Genomic DNA, 25,776 nt, shown 5'->3' on the forward strand with positions numbered 1-25,776 from the left:
CGATGATGTCAACGGTCGCATTGAGACGGGCATGGGCGGCGGATCTGGACACCGCCACCCTGTACCAGCTGTTGAAACTTCGCGTCGACGTGTTCGTCGTCGAGCAGGCCTGCGCCTATCCGGAACTGGACGGGCGTGACCTGCTGCCGGATACCCGGCACCTGTGGCTCGACGACGAGGGCGAGGTCATCGCCACGCTGCGGCTGCTCGAGGAGCACGAGGACGGGGTGACCAGCTTCCGGCTCGGCCGGCTGTGCACGGCCGTGCCCGCGCGTGGGCACGGCTACACCACCCGGCTGCTCCAGGCGGCACTCGCCGAAACCGGTTCGGCCACGGTCCGCCTGAACGCGCAGTCGTACCTGGTCGACATGTACGCCAAGTACGGCTTCGTCGCCGACGGCGCGGAGTTCCTCGACGACGGTATTCCGCACGTCCCGATGCGCCGGGGCTGAGCAACCACCCGAGAGGTCCCCGGCACCGTGCCGGGGACCTCTCGGCGTTTCGCCGCCGACGCCCCGCGTCCGGAGATGATCATGGCGCGAATACAGTGGGGGTGTGCCTGGTTTTGCTGATGTCGCCGCTGGTCCGCACACCGCCGCTCGCTCGGCGGGTGAGGCGGGCTTCCCGTTCTCGGCGGTCGTCGGCCAGGAGCGCCTGCAGCTGGCGTTGATCCTGTCGGCGGTGCACCCCGGGATCGGCGGCGTGCTGGTGCGCGGCGAGAAGGGCACCGCGAAGTCGACGGTGGTGCGCGCGCTGGCCCAGTTGCTGCCGCCGGTCGTCGACGAGAGCGGCGCCCGGCCCGCCCGGCTGGTCGAACTGCCGGTCGGCGCCACCGAGGACCGCGTCGTCGGGTCGATCGACCTCGAGCGCGTGCTGCGCGACGGCGAGCAAGCGTTCCGGCCCGGTCTACTGGCCGCGGCCCACCACGGCGTGCTCTACGTCGACGAGGTGAACCTGCTGCACGACCACCTGGTCGACGTGCTGCTCGACGCGGCGGCCATGGGCCGGGTCCATGTCGAGCGCGACGGCGTCTCGCATTCGCATCCGGCGCGTTTCGTGCTCGTCGGCACCATGAACCCCGAAGAGGGCGAGCTGCGGCCCCAGCTGCTGGACCGGTTCGGTCTGACCGTCGACGTGGCCGCCTCCCGCGAGGTGGACACCCGCATGGCGGTGGTGCGCAGGCGCCTGGACTACGAGGCCGACCCCGCCGGCTTCGCCGCGCGCTACGCCGACGCCGACGCCGTTGTCGCCGATCGGATTCTGACCGCCCGCGACCGGCTGCCCGGGGTGGCGCTCGACAACGCCGAACTGCGGCGGATCGCGGCGCTGTGCGCGGCCTTCGACGTCGACGGGATGCGCGCCGATCTGGTCGTCGCCAGGACCGCCACCGCGCACGCCGCCTGGCGGGGCCGCGACCGGGTCACCGAGGACGACGTGCGGATCGCGGCCGAACTGGCCCTGCCGCACCGGCGCAGGCGCGATCCGTTCGACGAGCCGGGGATCAGCGAGGAGCAGCTGGACGAGGCGATGCGATCGGCCGCCGACGAGGTCGACAAGGCTTCCGCCACCGAGGAATTCGCCGACGATCGGTCCGGCCCCGTCCAGCCGGGCGACGATGGCTCCGGTGGGTCGGAGCTGGGCGACGATACGTCCGGTGACGCCGGACCACGCCCGGTCGACGACCGTGGTCCCGACAGTGTGGACCCGCACGGACCCGAGGACCAGGGACCGGTCGACCCGGGGCCCGACAACGGCGGACCGGACGACGGCGGACCGGATGGCGGTCCCGACGGTGGACCGGACGGCGGTCCCGACGGTGGCGGCCCCAAGGGCGGCGGGGCTAAGCCCGCGGCCGAAGGTGTCTCGGGCACACCCGGATCGGTCGCCAAGGCCGCGCCGCGCTGGGAGGTCCCCGGCATCGGGGAAGGCGCGCCGGGCCGACGGTCCCGCGCCCAGACCCGCACCGGTCGCATGGTGCGCCCCAGCACCGACACCTCGACCGGGCTGCACCTGCTCGGCACCGTCTTCGCCGCCGCCCCACGGCAATTCGAGCGCGGCCGGTTCAGCGGCCCGCTGGCGCTGGCCACCGAGGACCTGCGTGGCGCGTATCGCGAAGGGCGCGAAGGGAATCTGGTGGTGTTCGTCGTCGACGCCTCCGGGTCGATGGCCGCGCGCGACCGGCTCACCGCCGTCACCGGCGCCATCGTCACGCTGCTGCGCGACGCCTACCAGCGCCGCGACAAGGTGGCCGTGATCAGCGTGCGCGGCAGCGAGGCCGAACTGGTGCTGCCGCCGACCTCGTCGGTCGACATCGCCGTGCGCCGCCTGGCCGGCCTGCGTACCGGCGGCAAGACCCCGCTGGCGGCGGGCCTGCTGAAGGCGCGCGAGGTGATCGCCCGCGAACACGTCCGCGACCCGCGCCGCCGCCCGATGCTGGTGCTGCTCACCGACGGCCGCGCCACCGGCGGCGTCGACCCGCTGCCCCGCGCCCGCACGGCCGCCCGCCTGCTGGCGGGGGAGGGCCACACCGCCATGGTCATCGACTGCGAACGCGCCATGATCCGCCTCGGCCTGGCCGCCGAACTGGCCCGCGACCTGCGCGCCCGCTACCTGCGCCTGGACGAACTCACCGGCGACACCGTCGCGAATGTCGTCCGGTCCACCGGCGCCCGCGCGGCCTGACCCGGCCGACGCCGCCCCACGCGCCCCGGCCCGGGCCACCGGCGCTCGCGTGACCTGACCCGGCCGACCCCGCCCGGAGCCGGGTCATCGATGGGGCGGCCTCGTGCTCAGCGTGCGGCGGCGATGTTCCGGACGACAGTGCGTGTCGGGGGGCCGGTGACGCCCTGATAGAAATGGGGATCGACAGTCGCGCGATCGGTGCGCCGTCGGGTGCTCGAGGCACCGGCGCGGTCGTCCAGCGACAGTGCGGTCCATCCGGGCCGCGAACCGGCGCGTCGGTGCCGAGAAGGAGGAGTCTTCGTGCCCAAGGGTGTTCCGGAGGTCGTGCCGGAGGACGGCCTGACGACGCGGCAGCGGCGCAACCAGCCGGTGCTGGCCGTACACACGGGCCCGGGCAAGGGCAAGTCCACCGCCGCCTTCGGGATGGCGCTGCGGGCCTGGAACCAGGGCTTCGACGTGGCCGTGTTCCAGTTCGTCAAGAGCGCCAAGTGGAAGGTCGGCGAGGAGGCCGCGTTCCGCACGCTCGGCGAGCTGCACGAGCAGACCGGCGCCGGTGGCGCGGTCGAGTGGCACAAGATGGGCGAGGGCTGGTCCTGGACCCGCAAGCACGGCACCGAGGAGGATCACGCGGCCGCCGCGCTGTCGGGCTGGCAGGAGATCGCGCGCCGGCTCGCCGCCGAGCAGCACCGCTTCTACGTGCTCGACGAGTTCACCTACCCGCTCAAGTGGGGGTGGGTCGATGTCGACGAGGTCGTCGAGACGCTGACCAACCGCCCCGGCAACCAGCACGTCGTGATCACCGGCCGCGACGCTCCGCAGGCGCTCATCGACGCCGCCGACCTGGTCACCGAGATGACCAAGGTGAAGCATCCGATGGACGCGGGCCGCAAGGGCCAGCGCGGCATCGAATGGTGACCGTCACCGTGACGGCGACGGCCGCGCCCCGGGGTCGACGATGACCGCCCCGGCGGTCGTGATCGCCGCCCCGGCGTCGGGCAGCGGGAAGACGACGCTGGCCACCGGGCTCATCGGCGCGCTGCGCCGGGCCGGTCATCGGGTGGCGCCGTTCAAGGTCGGCCCCGATTACATCGACCCCGGCTATCACGGGCTCGCGGCCGGGCGACCCGGCCGTAATCTGGATCCCGTTCTGGTGGGCGAGGATCGGGTGGTCCCGCTCTACCGGCACGGCGCGCGCGACTGCGATATCGCCGTCGTCGAGGGCGTGATGGGCCTGTTCGACGGGCGGATCGACGAGAACCGGACCGAGGCGGTCGCCGAGGGGTCGACGGCGCAGATCGCGAGCCTGCTCGGTGCTCCGGTGGTGCTGGTCGTCGACGCGCGCGGGCACTCGCAGAGCCTGGCCGCGCTGCTGCACGGCTTCGCCACCTTCGACTCCTCGGTGCGCCTCGGCGGGGTGATCCTCAACCGCGTCGGCAGCGAACGGCACGAGCAGGTCCTGCGCGCGGCGTGTGATCGCGTCGGCATCCCGGTCCTGGGCGCCCTGCCCCGCATGGCCGAATTGGAAGTGCCCTCACGGCATCTGGGTCTCATTCCCGCCGTCGAGCACGGCACCGCCGCCACCGCCGCGGTCGACGCGATGACCGAACTCGTCACGGCCCACATCGATCTGAAGGCGATCGTCGACCTCGCCGGCGGATCGGCCCAGGGGCCCGCGTGGGACCCCGCGTCGGAACTGGCCGCGGCCGAACACGCTCCCGCCGAAGCACGGACAGGCAGTGGTCCACTGATCGCGATGGCGGGCGGACCCGCGTTCACGTTCGGATACGCCGAGCACCGCGAGCTGCTGATCGCCGCGGGCGCCCAGGTGGTCGTCTTCGATCCGCTGACCGACGAACTGCCTTCCGGCACAGCGGGATTGGTCCTGCCCGGTGGTTTTCCCGAGGAGCACGCGGGCGCACTGTCGGCCAACGAGAAGCTGCGCACCGCCATCGCCGACGGCGCCACCCGCGACCTGCCGATCCACGCCGAATGCGCGGGCCTGCTCTACCTCACCCGCTCCCTCGACGGCCACCCGATGGCGGGCGTCCTCGACGCCGACGCCGAGTTCGGCCCCCGCCTGACCCTCGGCTACCGCGACGCCGTCGCCCTGCACGACTCCGCCCTCTGGCGCGCGGGCACCCGCGTTCGCGGCCACGAATTCCACCGCACCCGCCTCACCCGGGTCGGCCCCGAGAACGCCGCCTGGGGCTGGCGCACCACCTCCTCGATCACCGAAGGCGCGGTGATCCGCCAGGTCCACGCCTCCTACCTGCACACCCACCCCGCCGGAAACCCCGACGCCATCACCCGATTCGTCACCGCCGCCCGCCGCTTCGATCGATGACGGCGACGCGGCGGACCACGGCGGCTCCGGTGAAAGCCGAAGAGACGTGCCGATGACGTCGCCGCCCGCAGGCCCGCCGCCGAGCGGCGACGAGCCGGTACCCGGCCCGCGGGCCGACGCGGCGGTCGAGCGGACCACGGTGGTCGTCGGTATCGGGATCCGGCCGGGCGCCGACGCGGAGAAGATCACCCGCGCGGTCGAATCCGTCGTCGGCGACACCGTCACGGTGACGTGCCTGGCCACGATCGATCGCCGTGCGTCCGATCCCGGTGTCCGCGCGGCCGCGGCGGCGCTCGGCGTGCCCGTGGTCGCGTTCAGCGCGGCACAGTTGGCCGAGGTCGGCACACCGCATCGATCCCCACGGACCGCGCGGGCCGTCGGCACGCCCTCGGTCGCGGAGGCGGCGGCGCTGCTCGCGGGCCGTGGTGAACTCCTGTGCGGCCGAACCGTTGTCGACGGTGTCGTGATCGCCGTCGCGACGGCGGGGGCCCCGAATTAATTCGCTGGGCAAGATCACCCCTAGCCCGTACCGTCATCTCCAGCAGCCGCAGGGTGGACCGGATCCGATCGGTTACCTTCAGATGGGGAATGTCGCAGGTTCGAATCCTGCCCGCCACCGCGAGGTGGCGGTAGCTCAGTCCGGTAGAGCGTCCTTCCGGTCGGGACACACACGTCCACCCGTGCGGCTGCGGTGCGTAGGAGCAGGACGGACCGGATTCGGTCGGTTATCTGGTGAGGACTCACAGTCCAGCAGGTTCGAGCCCTGCGGCGGAAAGCGATTTCCGTTGTCCCGGCCGAGACACACATGTCCGTCCGCTCCACGCGCCGTCACACGTCCCGGTGGGTCCCGGGGCCGAAACCACAACGCCGGTACTCGTATCGGAGGGGGAACCATGAATATTCTGTCGCGCTTTTCGCGTCGCGCCACACCGCAGACCAGCCCTGCCGATGCCCGGCAGGTCGTCAATGCCGCGGGCGGGTACGTCTTCGAGATCACGCCGCAGGCCCGCGTGCGCCGATTCCTCACCCTCGGCACGGAATCCGGCACCTACTACGTCAGCGCCGCCGCGCTGACCGCCGACAACGCCGAGTTCATCGCCGAGTACGCCGCCGAGCACACCGCCGAGCTGGTGCGCGAGATCGTCGAGATCTCCACCGCAGGGCGCGCGCCGCGGCCGAACCCGGCGCTGTTCGCGCTGGCGGCCGCCGCCGCGCTCGGCGACGTCGACGGCCGCCGGGCCGCGCTCGCCGCGCTGCCGTTGGTCGCGCGCACCGGCACCCACCTGTTCCTGTTCGCCGGCTACGCCGAGCAGTTCCGCGGCTGGGGTCGCGGCCTGTCCCGCGCGGTCGCCAACTGGTACCTGGACAAGCCGGTCGGTGATCTGGCGTACCAGGTCGTCAAGTACCGGCAGCGGGATGGCTGGTCGCACCGCGACCTGCTGCGCCTGTCGCACCCGGCGGCCACCGAGGACGAGCGGCGCAGGCTCTTCGACTGGATCTGCGGCCGCACACCGGACCTCGACGGCCTCGCCTTGGTCGACGGCTTCGAGCGGGCCAGGTCCGCGCCGGTCGAGCAGGTGCCCGAGCTGGTTCGCGAGTACCGGCTGAGCTGGGAGATGCTGCCCGACGCCGCGCTGAACACGCCCGAGGTGTGGGAGGCGTTGCTGGACAACGGCATCCCGCAGACGGCGCTGCTGCGGCAGCTGCCGCGCCTGACCCGGCTCGGCCTGCTGGATCCGCTCGGTCCCCGCACCGCGGCGATCTGCGCGCGGCTGGGCGACCCGGAGCGGCTGCGCACGGCACGGGTGCACCCGGTGTCGGTGCTGATCGCGCTGCGCACCTACGCGTCGGGGACCTCGGCACGCGGCGATGGCACCTGGACGCCGTCGGCGCCGGTGGTGGACGCCCTCGACGCGGCGTTCTACGCGGCGTTCGAGACGGTCCGCCCGACCGGCCTGCGGCACCTGCTGGCGCTGGACGTTTCCGCGTCGATGACGTCGCCGATCGCCGGGCTGCCGCTCTCGGCGCGCGAGGCCTCGGCCGCGCTCGCCCTGGTCACCGCCCGCACCGAGGAGCGGCACCAGATCGTCGGCTTCACCGCGTCGGGCACCCGCTGGCAGGGGGCGCGCGATCTGTCCCCGCTGGCGATCTCGCCGCGGCAGCGCCTCGACGACGCCGTGCGCGCCGTGTCGGGCCTGCCCTTCGGCGGGACCGACTGCTCGCTGCCGATCCTGCACGCGCTGGATCAGGGCATCGAGGTGGATGTGTTCTCGGTGTACACCGACAATGAGACCTGGGCGGGGTCGGTGCACCCGCACCAGGCGCTGGCTCGCTACCGCCGCGAGGTGAACCCGCGGGCCAAGCTGGTGGTGGTCGGTATGACCGCGACGAAGTTCAGCATCGCCGATCCCGACGACGCGGGCATGCTCGACGTCGCCGGCTTCGACGCCGCGGTTCCGTCGCTGCTGGCCGACTTCGCCACGGCCGCCTAGGAAAATCGGAGCCGCCGCGACCTCGTTGTCGCGGCGGCGCCTTTCCTCTCGCTGGACCGGTCCGTCGCGTCAGGGCGCGACGGCGGACCAATCCGCGAAACCGGTGGGGTCGTGGCGGCCCATCGAGGCGTGCTCGAACAGGCCCCAGCCCTCGGCGTCGCCGCAGCGGGCGTAGCCGATGTGGTCGATCACGCCGTAGGGGGTGCGGGCGATGATCGCGGGGTCGGTGAGGTCGTAGGCGCTCGACAGCGACCAGTCCCGGCCCATCCAGCGGCCGTGGGTCCAGTCGGGGTCGGGCCCGTAGCCGCAGCCGACGTGCAGGGCGATACCGGGACGCGACTCGATCTCGACCTCGAGCGGCTTGCCGTCGGGGGTGGTCATGTCCAGGCGCACCGACTTCGGATGCCGGGTGCCGGACTCGTAGGTCCAGCTCATCCGCGGCCAGCCCAGCTGTTCCTTGCGGCCGTCGTGCCAGATCCGGACCGCGTTGTTGAGGGTGCGGGTGCCGTCGGGGTCTTCCTGCACGATCACCACGATCGCGAACTCGTCGAAGCGCAGCGGCGCGTACAGCCACCAGAAACCACCGGCGCCCTCGGACGCGGCGCGCCCCGGCGGCTCCGGCTCACCCGAGGGGCGGATGCCCCACGAGCGGTCGCGGCTGCCGGTCCACGCCGCCGGGTCGACGGTGATGTCGCGCCCGTCGACGGCGAGCGTGCCCTCCCACGAACCCAGCTGGGCGAACCGGGACGCCTCGATGATCGGCCGGGTGCCGGACAGGATCAGGTGCGGCTGCTCCTGCACCGCCGGGTGCGCACCGGTCCAGGTGAGGTCGAAGCCGAGGTCCTCGTGTTCGCACACCACCCGCAGCTTCTGCAGCGGCTCGAGCACCTCGATCCGGTAGCCGCCCACCGCGGTGGTGAGATCACGCGAGGTCAGCGCGTCGGAGAACCGCACGCTGCGCTGGGTGTCGCCGTGGCGTACCGTCGCGAACGCGTCCACCACGCCCAGGTTCGGGTAGACGCCGAACCCGGTGATCAGCATGGCGTCGCCGGCGGGGTCGAAGGCGTTGAAGTAGTAGCGGTCGTAGAAGTTGCGGTCGCTGGTGGCCACCCTGGCCAGCGACAGCGGGGTCTGGTGGACCGGGTATTCGTCCAGGGGGACGGGCATGATCGCGTTCATCGTCGTTGTCTCCTGTCAGTCCCACTCATAGGTGCCGTCGAGCAGCGCTTCGAGGCTGAGCCGGTGCATCACGTAGTCGTCGAGTTCGGCGGGCACGGTGTCCTCACCGAAGTGGATCATCCGCCGCTTGATCCTGGCCATCACGATCGCGTGCCGCAGCGCCGCGTAGACGATGTAGAAGTCGAGGTCCTGGACCGTATGTCCGGTCAGCTCTTCGTATTTCGCGACCACTGCGTCCTTGCGCAGGAAGTCGGGCAGGCCGGGCTGATCGAAGCGGGTGGCGATGTCCTGGAAGAACCGGTGGATGAAGATCACCCAGCCCAGGTCGAGCTCGCGCGGGCCGAAGGTGGCCATCTCCCAGTCCAGCACCGCGGCCGGGGCGAACCCGTCGAAGAGGATGTTGCCGGGCCGGGCGTCGCCCCAGTTCAGCACCTCGGGACCGGTCTCGGCGGGCCAGTGGGCCTCGAGCCAGTCGAAGGTCCGCTCGATCAGCGGGATCTCCACGCCGTCGTCGGTCAGCGCCCACCGGTACCAGGCGCGCTGGGCCTCGAAGTGCCTGCGCAGCCCGGACCCCTCGCCGTCGAGCAGCGGGAAGCGCCGGGTGATGTCGTCGATGGCGTGGACGCGGGCGATCACGTCGACGGTCGCGTCGGCGATCAGCTCGCGTTCGGCCACCGTCGCGTCGAAGAGCCAGCCGAAGAAGACGTACGGCGGATTGTCCGAGGGCGCGCGGCCGTCGACCTTCTCCATCACCAGGAACGGCGAGCCGAAGACCGATTCGTCGCGTTCGAGCCAGCGCAGCGTCGGCACCGCGACGTCGGAGCCGTCGGCCACCCCGGCCATCACCTGGTACTGCAGCGGCAGGTCGTAGGACTCGAAGACCGGGAACGAGCCGTCCTCGGGCGCCATCCGGAGCACGAAGGCCCCGCCGTCGGTCTCGCCGTCGACGGTCCACTCGGCGTCGAACAGGATGGTGGTGCTCGACATGCCACCGGTCGACGGCTTGCTCAGATTGCCGACTTTCGGCGGTGCGTCGGCGCCGACCTTGCCGGCCAGCCACTGCGACAACTGCTCGGCGAGTTCGTCGAGATCGCGCTCGCTGACCGTGAGCGACTGTTGCGCGGTGAGGTCCGGATCGTCGGACATATGTGAGTACCCCTGTCGGCGAGATGGAACACGTTTCGATACCGGCGTACCGGACGGCCGACGGGAATGTAAGCCGTCAGTCGGTCAGTGAGATTCAGGGTTGACACGGCAAAGATGGGGGTTTTCCCGGACGCGTCCGCTCGCGGAACCGATTAGCTTCGGTAGCAATCGAACTCGATGAGGAGGCCAAGGTGACCGCCGTGACCACGGAGCTCGCACCGGAAGAGATCGTGAGCCCGCCGCCGCCGGCGCCGACCTGGCATCCGGTGACGCGGCTCGCCTTCCGGTTCACGGTCGCCTACCTCGGGCTGTTCTGTCTGTGGATGGCGCAGATCAGTTTCGTCTTCCTCGGGGTGTTCGCGCTACATCTGCCCGAGGATGCCATCGCCTGGCAGATGCTCTCGCTGGCCCCGGTGAGCCGCTGGATCGGTGAACACGTGTTCGGGGTGCGGGCGGAGCTGGTCATGAACGGTAGCGGTGACCAGGCCGCGATCTGGATCCAGTGCGGGCTGGTCCTGGTGGCCGCGCTGCTGATCACCGTGGTCTGGTCGGTGCTCGACCGGCGCAGGCGCGCCTACCCGCGGGCGGCGAGCTGGTTCCTCACGCTGCTGCGGCTGTGTGTCGGCGGGCAGCTGCTGTTCTACGGGTTCGCCAAGCTCATCCCGACCCAGATGCCCGAGCCCGCGCTCACCACCCTGCTCACCCGGGTCGGTGACCTGAGCCCGATGTCGATGCTGTGGACCCAGGTGGGTTCGTCCCCGGTCTACGAGATGTCGCTGGGCGCGGCCGAGGTGCTCGCCGGGCTGCTGCTGTTCTGGCCGCGCACCGCCACCCTGGGCGCGATGCTCGGCGTGATCAGCATGGCGCAGGTGTTCCTGCTGAACCTGACCTTCGACGTGCCGGTGAAGATGCTGTCCGGGCATCTGCTGCTGATGAGCCTGGTGCTGCTCGCGCCCCAGGCCCGGCGCCTGGCGAATGTGCTGGTGCTGGAACGAGATTCGGGACCGCTCGTGCAGCCTTCGCTGTTCGGGTCGGCGCGGGCGAACCGGTGGGCCACGGTCGTGCAGGTCGTGGCGGGGCTGTGGGTGGTGCTCGGCTGTGTGTACCTCGGCGCGCGATCCTGGGACGAATACGGCGGCGGCGCACCGAAACCCGAGCTGTACGGCATCTGGGACGTCACCGAGTTCACCGCCGAGGCGACCCCGGTGCCGCCGCTGACCACCGACCCGGTGCGCTGGCAGCGCTTGATCATCGATGCCGGGTCGGCGGGCTACCAGCGGATGGACGACTCGATCGTGCCGGTGGCCGCCGCTTTCGACACCGAAGCACACACGATGACCCTCACCGCCGCGCCGTCGGCGCCGGGCGAGGCCCCGGCGGCCGTCACCACCTTCGCGGTCGACCGGCCCGCCGACGACCGGCTGACGCTGCGCGGCGAGCTCGACGGCAAGCCGGTGACGGTCACCCTCACCCGCCTGGATCTCGATAGCTTCCCGTTGCGCGGCACGGACTTCCGCTGGGTGCAGAACAATCCGTACACCGGCTGAACTCAGCCGGTGATCGTGCCCATCTGATTGCGCCAGTGCGGCGACGGGGCGTACAACGCGCCGGAACCGGTGACGAAGGCCGCCGCGGCCTTAGCGTCGCCGCGCAATCGGGCGGCCAGCCAGGCCGTCGGGTAGCCGAGGAAGCCGTACACGCCGGTGCCACAGGCGAGCTGGCCGTCCGCGCAGGCCGGAGTGCCCTGGACGTCGTTGTGGTCGGCGCCCTCGAGCGTCGCCCACACCTTCGGCACGGTGAGCGCGTCGTAATAGGCGCGATGGGACTGGACGCCGACGACCTCGACCGGGAGCGGCTGCTCCGACGGCGAGATCAGGGTGTCGGCCGAGCCGTTGATCAGGAACACCGAGCCGGTCTCGATCGCGGCGGGATCGGTGCAGCTGAGGGCATCCGAGCACAGGCCGGTGCGCGGCAGTTCGACGGTGATCGCGGTGCGGATCGCCCCGCCGGAGCGCCGCATCGCGTTCAGCGCGCCGGAAGCGCCCTGCGAATGACCGACCACGCCCACCGCCGTGGTGTCCAGCCGCCCGGCGAAAACGCTCGCGGGATCGGCGGATTCGGCGATCAGCCGGTCGAGCGAGGCGAGGATGTCGATGCCGGAACCGGTGTACTGGTTCTGCGTCGCGATCACCACGAAGCCCCACGACGCGAACTGCCGTTTGTACGGGTCAGCCGAGGGTGATGGCGTCCAGGCGCACGCGCAGGAAGTCGGCCGAGACCACCGGCGGTCCCGGCCGCACCCGGCCGATCGGCGGCGCGAGCGGGGTCACCACGGCATCGTGGTCGAGTTCGTAGAAGAAGATGAGCGAGACCAGGTCTTCCTCCGGCGCGGCGGCCTGCGGGGGGAGGACCCGGTGCCTGCCCGACGGCCAGCGCTCGCCGCTCCAATAGGCCAGCAGGTCACCGATGTTCACCGTCAGCGCGGCCGGATCGAAGGGGGCGTCGGCCCAGCCGTCGGCCTCGGTGTAGATCTGCAAGCCGCCGGCGCCCGGCTCGCGGTCGAGTACGGTGACGGTGCCGAAATCGGTGTGCGGGCCGATCCGGAACTGACCGGCTCGAGGGGTGCCGACGCTGGTCAGCGGGGGATAGTGGTTGATATTGCAGGTCCAGGTGGGGCGGGTGGCCAGCGTGGCGAACGGGTTGTCCGGGAGCGCGAGCGCGGCGGCGAACAGGGCGAGCAGTTCGTCGGAGAGCGCATGCACGGCGGCCGTGTACTCGGTCAGCAGGGCGCGCAGCTCCGTGACCTCGGCGGGCCAGACATTGGGCAGGAACCACACCCGATCCACCGCCGGATCACCGGTGGCGGTGTCGGCACCGACCGCGAAGGTCTCCTTGAGGTCGGGTGGGGTCTCGGTGCCCTCGGCGTAGCCGTTGGCCTCGCGGCCGGGCCCGATCCAGCCGCGACCGCCGACGGTCACCGCGTACCGGTTCTTGACCTCCTCTGGCAGCGCGAAGAAGCGCCGGGCGGCGGCGCGGACCGCGGCGGGCAGCGCCGGGTCGATGCCGTGGCCGCGCACCAGCAGGAAACCGGCCCGGCGCAGGCCAGCGTCGACCTCACGCGCCACGGCGGCGGCCGCGGCGCCGCCGGAGCGCCAGCGGGCCAGGTCGACCGAGGCGATGCGGTCGCTCATGCCGGCGTCTCCTTCGCCGGCGTGTCGGTGACGCCGATGTCCTCGAACCACAGGTCGGGGCGATCGGCGATGAAGCCGGTCATCAGGGACACACAGCGCGGGTCGTCGAGCACCAGCACCCGCACGCCGTGCTCGGCGAGCCAGTCGTGGCCGCCGTGGAAGGTGCGTGCCTCGCCGATGATCACGGTGCCGATGCCGAACTGACGGACCAGGCCGCTGCAGTACCAGCACGGCGACAGGGTGGTCACCATGATCGTGTCGCGGTAGTCGCGCCGGCGGCCCGCGGCGCGGAAAGCGTCGGTCTCGGCGTGCACGCTCGGGTCGTCGTTCTGCACGCGGCGATTGTGGCCGCGCCCGAGCAGCGTGCCGTCGGCGTCGAACAGGGCGGCGCCGATCGGGACACCGCCCTCGGCCAGGCCGCGCAGGGCTTCGTCGTAGGCCACGTCGAGAAGTGCGTCCGGCTGGGTCATGGACTCCACTGTCGCGCGCGGGGGACCGGACGGCAACGCGGGCGCGCCGACCGCGGCGCACGGCGACGGCGGTGTCGGCGGGCCCGTTCGGCGTGCGGCGAGCCAGGAACTAGGCTGAGCCACTGTGCCGAACACGTCTGACACCGCATCGACCCCGCCCGCAGGCGACCCGAACTACCTGGTCGGGCTCGATCTGCGCGGACGCAGAGTAGTCGTGGTCGGCGGCGGCACCGTCGCCCAGCGCAGGCTCGGCCTGCTGGTGGCCGCCGGTGCCGACGTCCACGTGGTCAGCAAGGCGGTCACCCCGGCCGTCGAGGGCATGGCGACCGCGGGGCAGCTCACCGTCGAGCTGCGCGCCTACGCCGACGGCGATCTCGACGACGCCTGGTACGCGATGGCCTGCACCGACGAACCCGAGACCAACGCCGCCGTGGTCGCCGAGGCGACCGCGAAGCGGATCTTCTGCGTGCGTGCCGACATCGCCCGCGACGGCACCGCCGTCACCCCCGCCACCGCCCGCTACGACGGACTGACCCTCGGTGTGCTGGCCGGGGGCGCGCACCGGCGCTCGGCCGCCGTGCGCAACGGTCTGCTCGAGGCACTGCAATCCGGTGTGGTGACCGATGATTCGGAGCCGGTGACCCCGGGCGTCGCCCTGGTCGGCGGCGGACCCGGCGACCCGGACCTGATCACCGTGCGCGGCCGCAGGCTGCTGGCCCGCGCCGACCTGGTCGTCGCCGACCGGCTCGCGCCGCCGGAACTGCTGGCCGAGCTGGGCCCGCACGTCGAGGTGATCGACGCGGCCAAGATCCCGTACGGCCGGTCGATGGCACAGGAGGCGATCAACCTCGCGCTGGTCGAGGGCGCCAAGGCGGGCAAGTTCGTGGTCCGGCTCAAGGGCGGCGACCCGTACGTGTTCGGCCGCGGGTACGAGGAGCTCGAGGCGTGCACCGAGGCGGGCATTCCCGTGACGGTGGTGCCCGGCGTCACCAGCCCGATCTCGGTGCCCGGCGCCGCGGGCATCCCGGTGACCCACCGTGGCGTGACGCACGAGTTCGTCGTGGTCAGCGGGCACGTCGCCCCCGATCACCCCGATTCGCTGGTCGACTGGGCGGCGCTGGCCAAGCTGCGCGGCACCCTGGTGCTGATGATGGCGGTGGAACGGATCGACAAGTTCGCCGACGCGCTGCTCGCCGGCGGCCGTGCCGCCGAGACGCCCGCCGCGGTCATCCAGGAGGGCACCCTGCGCACCCAGCGGGTGGTCCGGGCCGATCTGGGCACGGTCGCGGAGAAGGTCAAATCCGAGGGCATCCGGCCACCGGCGATCATCGTCATCGGCCCGACCGCGGGCTTCGACGCCGCCACCGGTGCGCGCGCCTGAGTGCCCGGCGGCGCACCGAACCCGCCGGGCCGGGTAGCGGCCTCGTTTACAGTGTTCGACTGTGCTCGATAAACCCCCTGCGACGATGCAGCCCCCGGTGAAACAGTCGGCCTTCGGGCTGGCCATCCTCGTGCTCAGTGGCCTGCAGTTCATGGTCGTGCTCGACGGAACCGTCGTGATCTTCGCGCTGCCGCGGCTACAGGAGGAGATGGGCCTGTCCAGCTCCGGTGGCGCGTGGACGGTCACCGCCTACGGTCTGACCTTCGCCGGACTCATGCTGCTCGGCGGTCGCCTCGGTGACGTGTTCGGGCGCAAACGCATGCTCATCACCGGTGTCGGGCTGTTCACGGTGGCGTCGCTGGCGTGCGGGCTGGCCCAGGGCGAGGTGACCCTGCTGGTCGCGCGAGCGTTCCAGGGCGCGGGCGCCGCGATCGCGGCGCCGACCGCGTTCGCACTGGTGGCCACGACGTTCGCGCCGGGCAAGGCGCGCAATCAGGCCGTGGCGGTGGTGGGCTCGATGGCCGGCATCGGCTCGGTCAGTGGCCTGGTCGTCGGTGGTCTGCTCACCGAGCTGTCCTGGCGGTGGATCTTCCTGATCAACGTGCCGATCGGCGCGCTCATCGTCGCCGGGGCGGTGTACGCCCTCGCCGACACCGTGCACCATCGCGCGCCGCTGGACGTCAAGGGCGCGGTGCTCGGGACTCTCGCGTGCGCGCTGATCGTCTTCGGCGCCACCGAGGGACCGGCGTGGGGCTGGGACAGTCCGGTCATCCTGGGCGCGCTGATCATCGGTTTCGCGCTGCTGATCACCTTCGTCGTCGTGGAACGCAACGAATCCGATCCGCTGCTGCCGTGGTCGCTGTTCGACAGCCGCGACCGCAATTCCACCTTCCTGCTCATCTTCCTGGCCGGCGCGGTGCTCGGCGCCATGACGTTCTTCGTCGCCCAGATGCTGCAGAACTCGCTCGGTTACAGCCCGCTCAAGGCCGGTATCGCCTGCATCCCGTTCACCGTCGGCATCGGGATCGGTGGCGCGCTGGCGTCGAAGGCGGCGCTGATCGTGCCACCCCGCTGGTTGCTGAGCGCGGCCGCGCTGGTGCTGGCGGCCGGGCTGCTCTTCGGCTCGACCCTGGATCGCCACATCAGCTACCTCACCACGCTGCTTCCGCTGCTGGTGGTCATCGGTTTCGGCGTTGGCGTCGCGATGGTGCTGGCGCCGCTGTGCGTGCTCGTCGGGGTGCCGCCCGCCGATATCGGCCCGCTGTCGGCCGTCGGGCAGATGTTCATGAACCTGGCGACACCGATCGCCATCGGGCTGCTCAGCCCGATCGCCGCCTCGCGCACGCTGTCGCTGGGCGGCAGCACCACCGAGAAGGTCTCCGATCTGGACGGGCCCCAGCTCGACGCGCTCACCAGCGGCTACACCCTGGTCCTGCTGGTCTGCTCCGGGCTGGCCGTGCTGGCCGCCGTCGTCGCGGTGACGCTGCGGTTCACCCCCGGCCAGCTGGCCGAGGCGCAGCACGCCCAGGAGGAGGCTCAGAACGCCTGAGCCCGCCCCTGCTGCGCGATCGGTGACTCAGAGCCGACCGGCGACCCGGCGCGGGGTGACCCGCACGATCACCCGCTCGCCGTCGTGCACCGAGGCGGGGTTGAACTCGCGGTAGGGCAGGCCGGTGTACTTGAGCGACATCTCCTCGGGCAGCGCGCGCTCCGGATCGGGGACGGTGGTGGCCGTGCCCCGGATCTCGGCGTAGAGGAACGGCCGCTCCGGCGGGTTCACCATCACCGTGATCCGCGGGTCGCGCGCCAGGTTCTTGGCCTGCTGCCGCTCGACGGTGGTGGAGAACAGCAGGTCGTCGCCCTCGCGTTTGATCCAGACGACGGTCAGATGCGGATGCCCGTTCGCACCGACCGTGGCGACGGTCGCGTAGACCTTCTCCTCGTCCAGATACGACTTCAGTTCGTCGGAAAGCACTGCGGTATCAGTCACACTCGCGGACAACGCGGTGCGCCGCGGGCGCATTCCGCCCGCGGCGAAACCGCCGGTGTCACGGCGCGTCGACGGTGTGCGCGTCGGCGACGGTGAGTGCCTGATCGAGGATCGCCAGCCCCTCCTTGACCTCGGCCTCGGTGATCACGCACGGCGGCACCACGTGCAGCCGGTTGAAGTTCACGAACGTCAGCAGCCCGCCGCGCCGGCAGGCGGCGACGAGCTCGGTCATCGCGGGACTGGTGCCGCCGTACGGGGCCAGCGGTTCCCTGGTCGCGCGGTCGCGCACCAGCTCGAGCGCCCAGAACACGCCGAGCCCGCGCACCTCGCCGATGCTCGGATGCCGCTGCGCGAGTTCGCGCAGCCCGGGCCCGATGACCCGGGCACCGACCTCGGCCGCGTTCTCCACGATCCGCTCCTCGCGCATCGCGGTGATCGTGGCGACCGCCGCCGCGGCGGCCAGCGGATGACCCGAATAGGTGAGCCCGCCCGGGTACGGCCGGTCCGCGAAGGTGGCCGCGATGGCCTCACTGATCGCCACGCCGCCCAGCGGCACGTAGCCGGAGTTCACCCCCTTGGCGAAGGTGATCAGGTCCGGGACGACGCCGAAATTGTCGATGGCGAACCATTTCCCGGTGCGGCCGAAGCCCGCCATCACCTCGTCGGCGATGAAGACGATGCCGTACCGGTCGCACAGTTCCCGGACGCCGCGCATGTACTCGGTGCTCGGCACCATGATGCCCGCGGTGCCCGGCACCGATTCCAGCACGACGGCCGCGATCGTGGCCGGACCCTCCATCGCGATGGTGCGCTCCAGGTGCTCGAGGGCGCGCTGGGTCTCCTGCGCCTCGTCGCTCGCGTGGAATTCCGAGCGATAGAGGAACGGGCCGAAGAAGTGCACCACCCCGCTGGTGCCGTGATCGTTGGGCCAGCGCCGCGGGTCGCCGGTGACATTGACCGCCGTCTCCGTGCCGCCGTGGTACGAGCGGTACCGCGCGAGCACCTTGGGCCGCCCGGTGTGCAGGCGCGCCATCCGGATCGCGTGTTCGACGGCGTCGGCGCCGCCGTTGGTGAAGAAGATCTTGTCCAGGTCGCCCGGGGTGAGCTCGCTGATCAGCCGGGCCGCCTCGGACCGGGCGGCATTGGCGAATGCCGGTCCGACCGTGCACAATTCGGCCGCCTGCGCGGCGATCGCGGCGACCACCTTCGGATGCTGGTGCCCGATATTGGTGTTCACCATCATCGAGGAGAAGTCCAGCAGCCGGTTGCCCTCGCCGTCCCACACGTAGCAGCCCTCGGCCGCGGTGAGCACGATCGGGGACACCTGGGCCTGCGCCGACCAGGAATGGAAGACGTGGCGGCGATCGAGTTCGTAGGCGCGGGCGGCCTCGTCGGAAAGCGTCATCGGCACTGCTCCTGTCCGGTCACTTGTTCTGGGGGAAGCCGAGTTCCAGCCCGCCGTGGCTGGGATCGAGCCAGCGGGTGGTGATCGCCTTGGTGCGGGTGAAGAAGTGCACGCCGTCGGTGCCGTGTGCGTGGGAATCGCCGAACAGCGAGTTCTTCCAGCCACCGAAACTGTAGTAGGCCATGGGAACCGGGATCGGCACATTGACGCCGACCATGCCCACCTCCACCTCGTGGTGGAACCGGCGGGCCGCGCCGCCGTCGTTGGTGAACACGGCGGTGCCGTTGCCGTAGCGGTTGGCGTTGATCAGCGCCACCGCCTCCTCGTAGGTGGCGACCCGCACGACCGAGAGCACCGGCCCGAAGATCTCGTCGGTGTAGACGCTCATCGACGGCGTGACCCCGTCGAGAATCGTCGGCCCGAGCCAGAATCCGTCCGGCGCGCCCTCGACGATCAGCGGACGGCCGTCGAGCACCACCCGGGCGCCCGCGCTCTCACCCGCGTCGATGTAGTCGGCCACGCGATCGCGGTGGGCCCGGGTGATCAGCGGACCCATGTCGGCGCCGGAGGTGCCGTCGCCGGTGACGATGGTCGCCGCGCGCTCGGCGATCCGGGTGACCAGCTCGTCGGCGACCCCGCCGACCGCGACGACCACGCTGATCGCCATGCACCGCTCGCCCGCCGACCCGAAGCCGGCGTTGACGGCGGCGTCGGCCGCCAGGTCCAGATCGGCGTCGGGCAGGACCACCATGTGGTTCTTCGCCCCGCCCAGCGCCTGCACCCGCTTGCCCGCCGCGGTGCCGCGCTGGAAGACGTACTTGGCGATCGGGGTGGAGCCGACGAACGAGACCGCCTTGATGCCCGGATTGTCCAGCAGTTCGTCGACGGCCACCTTGTCGCCCTGCACGACGTTGAACACGCCGTCGGGCAGTCCCGCCTCCTGCCACAGCCGCGCCAGCCACAGCGCCGCCGACGGGTCCTTCTCGCTCGGCTTGAGCACCACGGTGTTGCCCGAGCCGATGGCCAGCGGGAAGAACCACATCGGCACCATGGCCGGGAAGTTGAACGGCGAGATGATCGCGACCGGGCCCAGCGGCTGGCGCACGGAGTGGATGTCGACCTCGGTCGAGGCGTTCTCGGTGAACGAGCCCTTGAGCAGATGCGGGATGCCGCAGGCGAATTCGACGACCTCCAGCCCCCGGGTGACCTCACCGAGCGCGTCGGCGGCCACCTTGCCGTGCTCGGCGGTGATGATCGCCGCCAGCTCCTCCTTGCGCTCGGCCAGCAGCTCGCGGAACCGGAACAGCACCTGGGTGCGGCGGGTCAGCGAGGTGTCGCGCCAGGTCGCGAACGCCACCGTCGCGGCGTCGATCGCCGCGCGGGTGTCGGCCACGTTCGCCAGGGCCAGTTCGCCGGTGACCGCGCCGGTGGCGGGATTGGTGACCGGGGCCGTCGCCTCGCTGGTGCCGGTGACGGACTTGCCGTCGATCCAGTGGCCGATGGACTGCATGCCAGACCTCGTTTCGCCGGGAAGGGTGGTGCTTCCACCCTGGTCCACGATCACCGCGACACCGGCCGACGATCTGTACGGAGTCGCGGCTTTCGTATTACGATTCGTCGGTGCTGTTGACGGTGGCCGATGTGCTCGCCACGCCGGTGGTCCAAGCGGGTCATCCGGAGGTGATCTGCGGGGCCGATCTGGACCGGCCGGTGCGCTGGGTGCATGTCAGCGACCTGGCCGACGTCGCCCAGGTGCTGGTCGGCGCTGAGCTGATCCTGACCACCGGGCAGGCGCTGGCCGCGCCGGAGCCCGCCCGGGTCGCCTATCTGCGCTCGCTGGCCGCCGCCGGGGTCGCGGGTCTGGTGGTCGAGCTCGGCAGCTACGTGAGCGAGCTGGGGCCGGTCGTCGCGGCCACCGCCGCCGAACTCGGGCTGCCGGTGATCGTGCTGCACCGGGTGACCCGGTTCGTCGAGATCACCGAGGCGGTCCATCGCGCGATCGTCGCTGACCAGTACGCCGAGCTCGAGTTCGCCAGGACGGTGCACGAGACCTTCACCGACCTCAGTGTCCGCCGGGCCGCGCTCGCCGAGATCGTGCGCACCGCGGCCACCATGCTCGACGCGTCGGTCGTGCTGGAGGATCTGGCGCACCGGGTGCTGGCCGCGACCGCCCGGCACACCACGTCCTCGGCGCTGCTGGAGAATTGGGAGGCCACCTCGCGCCTGCTGCCCGACGACGCGTGCGTGGTCGACGTCGGCCCGCAGATGCAGCGCTGGGGCAGGCTGATCCTGCGCGCGGACCGCGGCCCGACGCCCCGGGCGCGGATGGTGCTCGAGCGCGCGGCCCAGACCCTGACCCTGCACCGGATGATCGACAAGGACCGCTTCGGGCTGCACCGCCGGGCCCAGACCGGCCTGATCGCCGACCTCGTCGATGGCCGGATCGGCGACGAACGCGACGCGCAGGCGCGGGCGGCCGCGCTCGGGCTGCACCGTCACGCCCGCTACGTTCCGCTGGCCATCGATGTCGACGCCGACCCCGACCCCGACCCGGTGGCGGCGCAACGGCGCAGCGCGGCGGTGGTCGAGGCGGTGACCCACGGGCTCGGCCTCGCCGACGCCTCGGCGCTGAGCGCGGCCGAGCACCGGCCTGCGCCGCGTGGCACGGGCGGACGCGCGGCGCAGGTCGACGGGGAACGGGTCGCGATGATTCTCGCGGTCGCCCGGGGCGCCGTCGTCGAGGACCGGCTCGCGGCGGTGTGCGCGGCCGTGCTCACCGAAGTGCGCCGGGTCGAGGGGGTGCGGCGCGCGGTGATCGGCATCGGCGCCGACTCCGATTCCCTGCTCGACACGGCGAGCGGACTCGCCGACGCGAGGGAGGTCGCGGCCGTCGCGGCATCGATGCGCGCCGCGCCCCACCGAATCTTCTTCCGCAGCGCCGATATCCGGCTGCGCGGGCTGCTCTCGCTGATCCGCGACGATCCCCGGGTGCAGGGTTTCGCCGAGACCGAACTGAGTGCCCTGCTGCGCCACGACCTCCGGCACGGCACCGATCTCACCGCCACCCTGCGCCGCTTTCTCGACCTGGCGGGCAACAAGACCGAGCTCGCCAAGGCGCTGGTCATCAGCAGGCCGACGCTCTACGACCGCCTCGCCCGGATCGAGCGCATTCTCGACGTCGACCTCGACGACGGTGAGTCCCGCACCTCACTGCACACCGCGCTGCTGGTGCGCGAACTCACCGGTGGCGACGACCCGCGATAGGCCGATCGTGGTGATCCCACCGGAAATCGGGGTTGTCGGCGAGCGGGTGTCCGTCGACACTGGAGCCCATGACGTTGTCGTCGCTGGACCTTCTCGACCGCTGGACCGCCCTGGCCGGACCGGACGCCGTTTCCCTCGGAGCCGGGATCATCGCCCGCTACAGCGAACCCCATCGCCACTATCACACCGCCGAACACCTGCGCGCGATGCTCGGCGCGATCGACGAATGGGCCGACAGCGCAGCCGATATCGACGCGGTGCGCTACGCCGCCTTCTTCCACGATGCGATCTACGCGGTCGACCGCGCCGACAACGAGGAACGCAGCGCCGACCTGGCGCGCGACGTCCTCGAATCCCTGGGCGCCCGAAAACCCTTGGTGGACGAGGTGGCTCGGCTGGTGTTGCTCACCCGTGGTCACGATTCCGAGGCGGGCGACGCCAACGGCGCCGTGCTGTGCGACGCCGACCTGGTCGTGCTCGGCGGCGATCCGGTGAGCTACGCCGCCTACGCGACCGCGGTGCGCACCGAGTACGCGCACGTTCCCGACGACCTGTTCCGGGCCGGTCGCGCCGCGGTGCTGCGCGCGATCGCGAATCAGCCTGTGCTGTACCGGACTCCGGCGGCCCGCGCCCGCTACGAGGAGCGCGCGCGGGAGAACCTGGCCGCGGAACTGGACCGGCTCACCGACTGAGGCCGCTCAGCGCCCCAGCACGCCGCTGGATTCGATGGCGGCGGTGAGCAGTTCGGCGACGCCGCGCTGTCCCGTCAGGGTGGGGTGGTAGGGGAGCAGGGTCTGGTCGGCCACCAGCGGATCGAACCAGCGCACGGCCGGGTCGGCGCACATCCCGAGCGCGGGCGAGGCCGCCACGGTGTCGACGTAGACCGCTCCGTGCGCGGCGGCCTCACGGGCGACGACGGTATTGAGCCGCGCGAACTTCGACTGGATGTAGGCGGCGTCGGCCGGGAGCAGGCCGAGCATCGCCGGGCAGCTGGTGTCGGCCAGGTAGGTGGGCCAGCCGTCGACGAAGATCGTGGCGGCCGGTGCGCGGCGGGCGATCTCGGCCAGGGTGGCGGCGTAGGCCGGGGCGATCGCGTCGATGCCCGCGTCCCACGCGGGATCGGCCGCCGCGGCGCAACCGCCGGTCGCCGCGCCCGCGTGGCAGTCGCCGAGGATGTACTTCGTCATCTCGGCGTCGTTGGCGCCGATGTGCAGGGTGACGATCTTCGTCGCGGGTCCGAGCGCGTCGAGTTGCGGTGCGACACCCGGTGTTTGGGAGGTGTAGAGGTCGGGAATCTTCGCCGAGCTGCACGTGCGGTCGTCCAGTGCGAGGCCGAGGCGCTCGGCGACCAGCTTGGGCGCGTTGGTCGTGGAGCGCACGCAGCGCAGGGGCGCGCCGAGGTCCAGATTGGCGGCGCCGGTGGTCGCGGCCCCGGAGTCACCGAGCGCGACATAGGTGGCGCCACCCGGGGACGACGGCTCGGCCTGGGCCGGGGCGAATGGCAGCGCGGCGAGCGCGACGACCGCGGCGAGCACGCGCAGACTGTTCTTCAGCGAACGGCGGGGATCCACAGCGCGAAGAGTAGGTGGCTGTGGGCCACGCCACAAGCACGCGGCGCCGCGACACCCGGCGGACCGGTGCGATCCGCCGGGTCGCGGGTCAGAGCGCGTCGAGCATCCGAGCCGCCAGCGGCGCCGACGACGCCGGGTTCTGGCCGGTGTAGAGGGTGCGGTCGACCTCGATGTGCGGGGCCCACGGCTCGCCCTCGCGATAGTCCACCCCCAGTGCGGCGAGCCGGTCCGCGAGCAGCCACTTCGCCTTCTCGGCGAAGCCCGCCTGGGTCTCCTCGGCATTGCTGAACGCGGCGACCCGGTACCCGGCGAACGGGGACTTCCCGTCGGCATCGGCGGTCGCGAGCAGGGCGGCGGGCGCGTGGCAGACCACCCCGAGCGGCTTGCCCGAGGCCAGCGCGTCGACCAGGAGCGCACCGGAGACGGGATCGACCGCGAGATCCTCCATCGGGCCGTGGCCGCCGGGGTAGAACACCGCGTCGTAGTCGGCGAGCCGCACCTCGGCGAGCGGGATCGGCTGCCGCAGGACCTCGGCCCCGGCCAGGACCTCGGCGATCTCCGCCGCGCGCTCGGCGCCGCCGTTCGCCTCGGCCGCCAGACTGCCCTGGTCGACCGGTGGGAGCACGCCACCCGGCGTCGCGACGGTGACGGTGTGGCCCGCGCCGGTGAACGCCGCGTACGGCGCGACGAACTCCTCGGCCCAGAACCCCGTGGGGTGCTTCGTGCCGTCCGCCAGGGTCCAGTGATCGGCGCCGGTGAGGACGAACAGGATGTGTGCCATCGGATTCCTTCTCCATTCAACGGGTTTCGTGGCGATCGGCCGGCAGCGTCGTCGGGTCGCGCTCTCGACGCTAGGGATTCGGGCATTGTCTGACCAATAGGATGGTCTATATGAGACATAGGCCAGCCGATGGCTCGATGGATCTGGTGCAGCTGCGGACCTTCCTGGCGGTCTACCGGACCGGATCGCTCACCGCGGGCGCCGCGCAGGCGGGGCTGTCCCAGCCCACGGTGACCACGCAGGTCCAGGCGCTGGAACGGTACCTGGGCACGCCGCTGTTCGAGCGCCTGCCGCGCGGGGTGGCGCCGACCGCCGCCGCGCACGAGCTGGCGGCGCGGGTGAGCGCCCCGCTGGACGCGCTCGCGTCGGTGGTCGGCGGCCCGGTCGCCGATCGACCAGCTCCGCCCGAACCGCCGGTGCTGCTCGGCGGGCCCGCCGAGATGCTGGCCGCGCAGGTGCTGCCCGCGCTCGCGCCGCTGCTCGCCGACGGGGTGCGGCTCACCGTCCGAGCCGGCCTCACCGATGATCTGCTGGCGGAATTACGTTCGGGGACACTCGATCTGGTGTTCTCCACGGTTCGGCCGCGCGGCCGAACCGTGCTCGCCGAACCTCTCGTCGACGAGGAGTTCCTGCTCGTCGCGGCGCCCGCCGTGGCCGCCCGCGTCGACACCGATCGCCTGCGCCGCGCCGATCCGGGCGCGCTCGACGGGCTCCCGCTGCTCAGCTACGCCGCGGATCTGCCGATCCTGCGCCGTTACTGGCGGCACGTGTTCGAGACCCGGCTGGAGGCGACCCCGGCCCTGATCGTCCCCGATCTGCGCGCGGTGCTGGCCGCGGTGCGCGCCGGCGCGGGGATCAGTGTGCTGCCGCGCTACCTGTGTGCGGGCGAGCTCGCCGACGGCAGCCTGGTGACCCTGCTCGATCCGGCGGATCCGCCGATCAACACCGGCTTCCTGGCCCGCCGGGTCGGTGGGCCGCCCCGACCGCATGTCGACCTGGTCCGGGCCCGGCTGCTCGCGGCCGCGGTCGCCTGGCGCGCCGAGTGAGCCGATCCGGTCGGCCGGATCGAGTCGTCCGCACGGGGCGGGAACAGGCGCACCGGCTCGGTGGTTGACCGAGCACATGACGACACTCGGATTGATCGGCAGCGGCAATATCGGATCGACAGTGGCGCGGCTGGCGGTGGCCGCCGGAATCGACGTGGTGCTCAGCAACTCTCGCGGACCCGAGACGCTGGCCGGCCTCGTCGCGGAGCTCGGGCCCCGGGCCAGGGCGGCGACGCCGGCGGAGGCGGCGGCCGCCGGCGACCTCGTGGTGGTGACCGTGCCGCTGAAGGCGTATCAGGACGTACCGGTCGAGCCGCTGGCGGGCAAGGTCGTGCTCGACACCAACAACTACTACCCCGAGCGGGACGGCGCCATCGCCGAACTCGACGCCGACACCGTCACCACCAGTGAGCTGTTGCAGCGGCACCTGCCCGACGCGCAGGTGGTCAAGGCGTTCAACAACATCTTCTTCGAGCACCTGGCCACCCTCGCCCGGCCCGCGGGCGCCGCCGACCGGTCCGCGCTGCCGGTCTTCGGCGACGACCCGGCCGCGAAGATCGCCGCGGCCCACCTGATCGACGCGCTCGGCTACGACGTCGTCGACGGCGGCACGCTCGCCGAGAGCCGGCGCTCCCAGCGCGACACGCCGGTCTACGTCCGGCCCTACGCCGTCCCGGGCGATTCCTGGCCGCCCGCGGCAGCGACCACCGGCGACATCGCGGCGATCCGCACCGCGCTGGCCGCCGCCGAGGTCTGAGGCGGGAGCCTCCCACCTGCATCGATGCTTGACATGCAAGCGTCGGCTTGCCTATCGTTCGAGGGGAGACGACGGGA

At 71.8% G+C, this 25,776-nt stretch carries 23 protein-coding genes; 13 read left to right on the top strand and 10 right to left on the bottom strand.

The genetic code is table 11. The annotated features are described in order from the left end of the window. Positions 1–2: 2 nt before the first annotated feature. From AB0H54_RS10280 to AB0H54_RS10305, 6 genes are all read left to right on the top strand, one after another. The gene (locus AB0H54_RS10280; protein WP_357344496.1) at positions 3–452 is read left to right on the top strand and encodes a GNAT family N-acetyltransferase; all 450 of its coding nucleotides are present in this window, start codon (positions 3–5) and stop codon (positions 450–452) included. Positions 453–555: 103 nt separating this feature from the next. After that, the gene (locus AB0H54_RS10285; RefSeq protein ID WP_357344498.1) at positions 556–2,682 is read left to right on the top strand and encodes a magnesium chelatase subunit D family protein; all 2,127 of its coding nucleotides are present in this window, start codon (positions 556–558) and stop codon (positions 2,680–2,682) included. Between the two features lie 300 nt (positions 2,683–2,982). Beyond that, positions 2,983–3,597, top strand: coding sequence for a cob(I)yrinic acid a,c-diamide adenosyltransferase (gene cobO, locus AB0H54_RS10290; protein ID WP_355280624.1), 615 nt, complete (start codon positions 2,983–2,985; stop codon positions 3,595–3,597). Between the two features lie 40 nt (positions 3,598–3,637). Then, positions 3,638–5,026 carry a cobyrinate a,c-diamide synthase gene (locus AB0H54_RS10295; RefSeq protein WP_357344500.1) on the top strand — a complete coding sequence of 463 codons (1,389 nt, stop codon included), beginning with the start codon at positions 3,638–3,640 and terminating at the stop codon, positions 5,024–5,026. Between the two features lie 52 nt (positions 5,027–5,078). Beyond that, a complete protein-coding gene (locus tag AB0H54_RS10300; protein WP_357344503.1) occupies positions 5,079–5,525 on the top strand; it encodes a cobalamin biosynthesis protein in 447 nt (148 codons plus the stop codon). Between the two features lie 394 nt (positions 5,526–5,919). Further along, positions 5,920–7,518, top strand: a complete 1,599-nt coding sequence (locus AB0H54_RS10305) for a TROVE domain-containing protein (RefSeq protein ID WP_357344505.1) — start codon at positions 5,920–5,922, stop codon at positions 7,516–7,518. Between the two features lie 69 nt (positions 7,519–7,587). On the opposite strand, the gene AB0H54_RS10310 is transcribed toward AB0H54_RS10305, so the two are convergent. Next, positions 7,588–8,697 (bottom strand): hypothetical protein, encoded by a 1,110-nt coding sequence (locus AB0H54_RS10310; RefSeq protein WP_357344507.1) that lies wholly within the window; start codon positions 8,695–8,697, stop codon positions 7,588–7,590. 15 nt (positions 8,698–8,712) lie between these two features. Beyond that, a complete protein-coding gene (locus AB0H54_RS10315; RefSeq protein WP_357344509.1) occupies positions 8,713–9,843 on the bottom strand; it encodes a phosphotransferase family protein in 1,131 nt (376 codons plus the stop codon). A gap of 200 nt (positions 9,844–10,043) precedes the next feature. On the opposite strand from AB0H54_RS10315, the gene AB0H54_RS10320 reads away from it, so the two are divergent. Next, the gene (locus tag AB0H54_RS10320) at positions 10,044–11,390 is read left to right on the top strand and encodes a DoxX family protein (RefSeq protein ID WP_357344511.1); all 1,347 of its coding nucleotides are present in this window, start codon (positions 10,044–10,046) and stop codon (positions 11,388–11,390) included. 2 nt (positions 11,391–11,392) lie between these two features. On the opposite strand, the gene AB0H54_RS10325 is transcribed toward AB0H54_RS10320, so the two are convergent. Genes AB0H54_RS10325 through AB0H54_RS10335 form a run of 3 tightly spaced genes read right to left on the bottom strand, consistent with a single transcriptional unit; the run spans position 11,393 to position 13,504 of the window. Continuing rightward, positions 11,393–12,034 (bottom strand): hypothetical protein, encoded by a 642-nt coding sequence (locus tag AB0H54_RS10325; protein ID WP_357344513.1) that lies wholly within the window; start codon positions 12,032–12,034, stop codon positions 11,393–11,395. Between the two features lie 37 nt (positions 12,035–12,071). Beyond that, positions 12,072–13,034, bottom strand: a complete 963-nt coding sequence (locus AB0H54_RS10330) for a 2-oxoglutarate and iron-dependent oxygenase domain-containing protein (protein ID WP_357344515.1) — start codon at positions 13,032–13,034, stop codon at positions 12,072–12,074. Continuing rightward, positions 13,031–13,504 carry a nucleoside deaminase gene (locus AB0H54_RS10335; RefSeq protein ID WP_357344516.1) on the bottom strand — a complete coding sequence of 158 codons (474 nt, stop codon included), beginning with the start codon at positions 13,502–13,504 and terminating at the stop codon, positions 13,031–13,033. Before AB0H54_RS10335 ends, AB0H54_RS10330 begins: the two co-directional genes overlap by 4 nt. 124 nt (positions 13,505–13,628) lie before the next feature. On the opposite strand from AB0H54_RS10335, the gene cobA reads away from it, so the two are divergent. Together cobA and AB0H54_RS10345 are read left to right on the top strand one after the other, a co-directional pair. Then, the gene (gene cobA / locus AB0H54_RS10340) at positions 13,629–14,885 is read left to right on the top strand and encodes a uroporphyrinogen-III C-methyltransferase (RefSeq protein ID WP_355280638.1); all 1,257 of its coding nucleotides are present in this window, start codon (positions 13,629–13,631) and stop codon (positions 14,883–14,885) included. An 85-nt stretch (positions 14,886–14,970) separates the two neighbouring features. Then, positions 14,971–16,434 carry an MFS transporter gene (locus AB0H54_RS10345; protein ID WP_357345690.1) on the top strand — a complete coding sequence of 488 codons (1,464 nt, stop codon included), beginning with the start codon at positions 14,971–14,973 and terminating at the stop codon, positions 16,432–16,434. 27 nt (positions 16,435–16,461) lie between these two features. Here AB0H54_RS10345 and AB0H54_RS10350 read toward each other — a convergent pair whose 3' ends face one another. The 3 genes from AB0H54_RS10350 to AB0H54_RS10360 all read right to left on the bottom strand — a co-directional run bounded on the left by AB0H54_RS10350 (position 16,462) and on the right by AB0H54_RS10360 (position 19,790). Further along, a complete protein-coding gene (locus AB0H54_RS10350) occupies positions 16,462–16,860 on the bottom strand; it encodes a PPOX class F420-dependent oxidoreductase (RefSeq protein WP_357344519.1) in 399 nt (132 codons plus the stop codon). Between the two features lie 73 nt (positions 16,861–16,933). Next, positions 16,934–18,280 (bottom strand): aspartate aminotransferase family protein, encoded by a 1,347-nt coding sequence (locus AB0H54_RS10355; RefSeq protein WP_357344521.1) that lies wholly within the window; start codon positions 18,278–18,280, stop codon positions 16,934–16,936. A 19-nt stretch (positions 18,281–18,299) separates the two neighbouring features. Further along, entirely contained in the window at positions 18,300–19,790 is a 1,491-nt protein-coding gene (locus AB0H54_RS10360) for a CoA-acylating methylmalonate-semialdehyde dehydrogenase (protein ID WP_357344523.1), read from the bottom strand. A 110-nt stretch (positions 19,791–19,900) separates the two neighbouring features. Between AB0H54_RS10360 and AB0H54_RS10365 the strand changes: the two genes are divergently transcribed. Both AB0H54_RS10365 and AB0H54_RS10370 read left to right on the top strand, forming a co-directional pair. Next, complete coding sequence (locus AB0H54_RS10365) at positions 19,901–21,544, top strand: PucR family transcriptional regulator (RefSeq protein ID WP_357344525.1); 1,644 nt, start codon at positions 19,901–19,903, stop codon at positions 21,542–21,544. Positions 21,545–21,612: 68 nt separating this feature from the next. Further along, complete coding sequence (locus tag AB0H54_RS10370) at positions 21,613–22,236, top strand: metal-dependent phosphohydrolase (protein ID WP_355280645.1); 624 nt, start codon at positions 21,613–21,615, stop codon at positions 22,234–22,236. Between the two features lie 6 nt (positions 22,237–22,242). Here AB0H54_RS10370 and AB0H54_RS10375 read toward each other — a convergent pair whose 3' ends face one another. Next, on the bottom strand, positions 22,243–23,115 hold the full coding sequence (locus AB0H54_RS10375) for an SGNH/GDSL hydrolase family protein (protein WP_357344527.1): 873 nt from the start codon (positions 23,113–23,115) through the stop codon (positions 22,243–22,245). 88 nt (positions 23,116–23,203) lie between these two features. Further along, positions 23,204–23,896 (bottom strand): type 1 glutamine amidotransferase domain-containing protein, encoded by a 693-nt coding sequence (locus AB0H54_RS10380; protein ID WP_357344529.1) that lies wholly within the window; start codon positions 23,894–23,896, stop codon positions 23,204–23,206. A 110-nt stretch (positions 23,897–24,006) separates the two neighbouring features. Between AB0H54_RS10380 and AB0H54_RS10385 the strand changes: the two genes are divergently transcribed. After that, positions 24,007–24,942 carry a LysR family transcriptional regulator gene (locus AB0H54_RS10385; protein WP_357344531.1) on the top strand — a complete coding sequence of 312 codons (936 nt, stop codon included), beginning with the start codon at positions 24,007–24,009 and terminating at the stop codon, positions 24,940–24,942. Positions 24,943–25,018: 76 nt separating this feature from the next. After that, positions 25,019–25,699, top strand: coding sequence for an NAD(P)-binding domain-containing protein (locus tag AB0H54_RS10390; RefSeq protein ID WP_357344533.1), 681 nt, complete (start codon positions 25,019–25,021; stop codon positions 25,697–25,699). The last annotated feature ends 77 nt before the right edge of the window (positions 25,700–25,776 follow it).

The organism is Nocardia sp. NPDC050718, assembly GCF_040654235.1.
In the GTDB taxonomy this organism is placed as follows: domain Bacteria; phylum Actinomycetota; class Actinomycetes; order Mycobacteriales; family Mycobacteriaceae; genus Nocardia.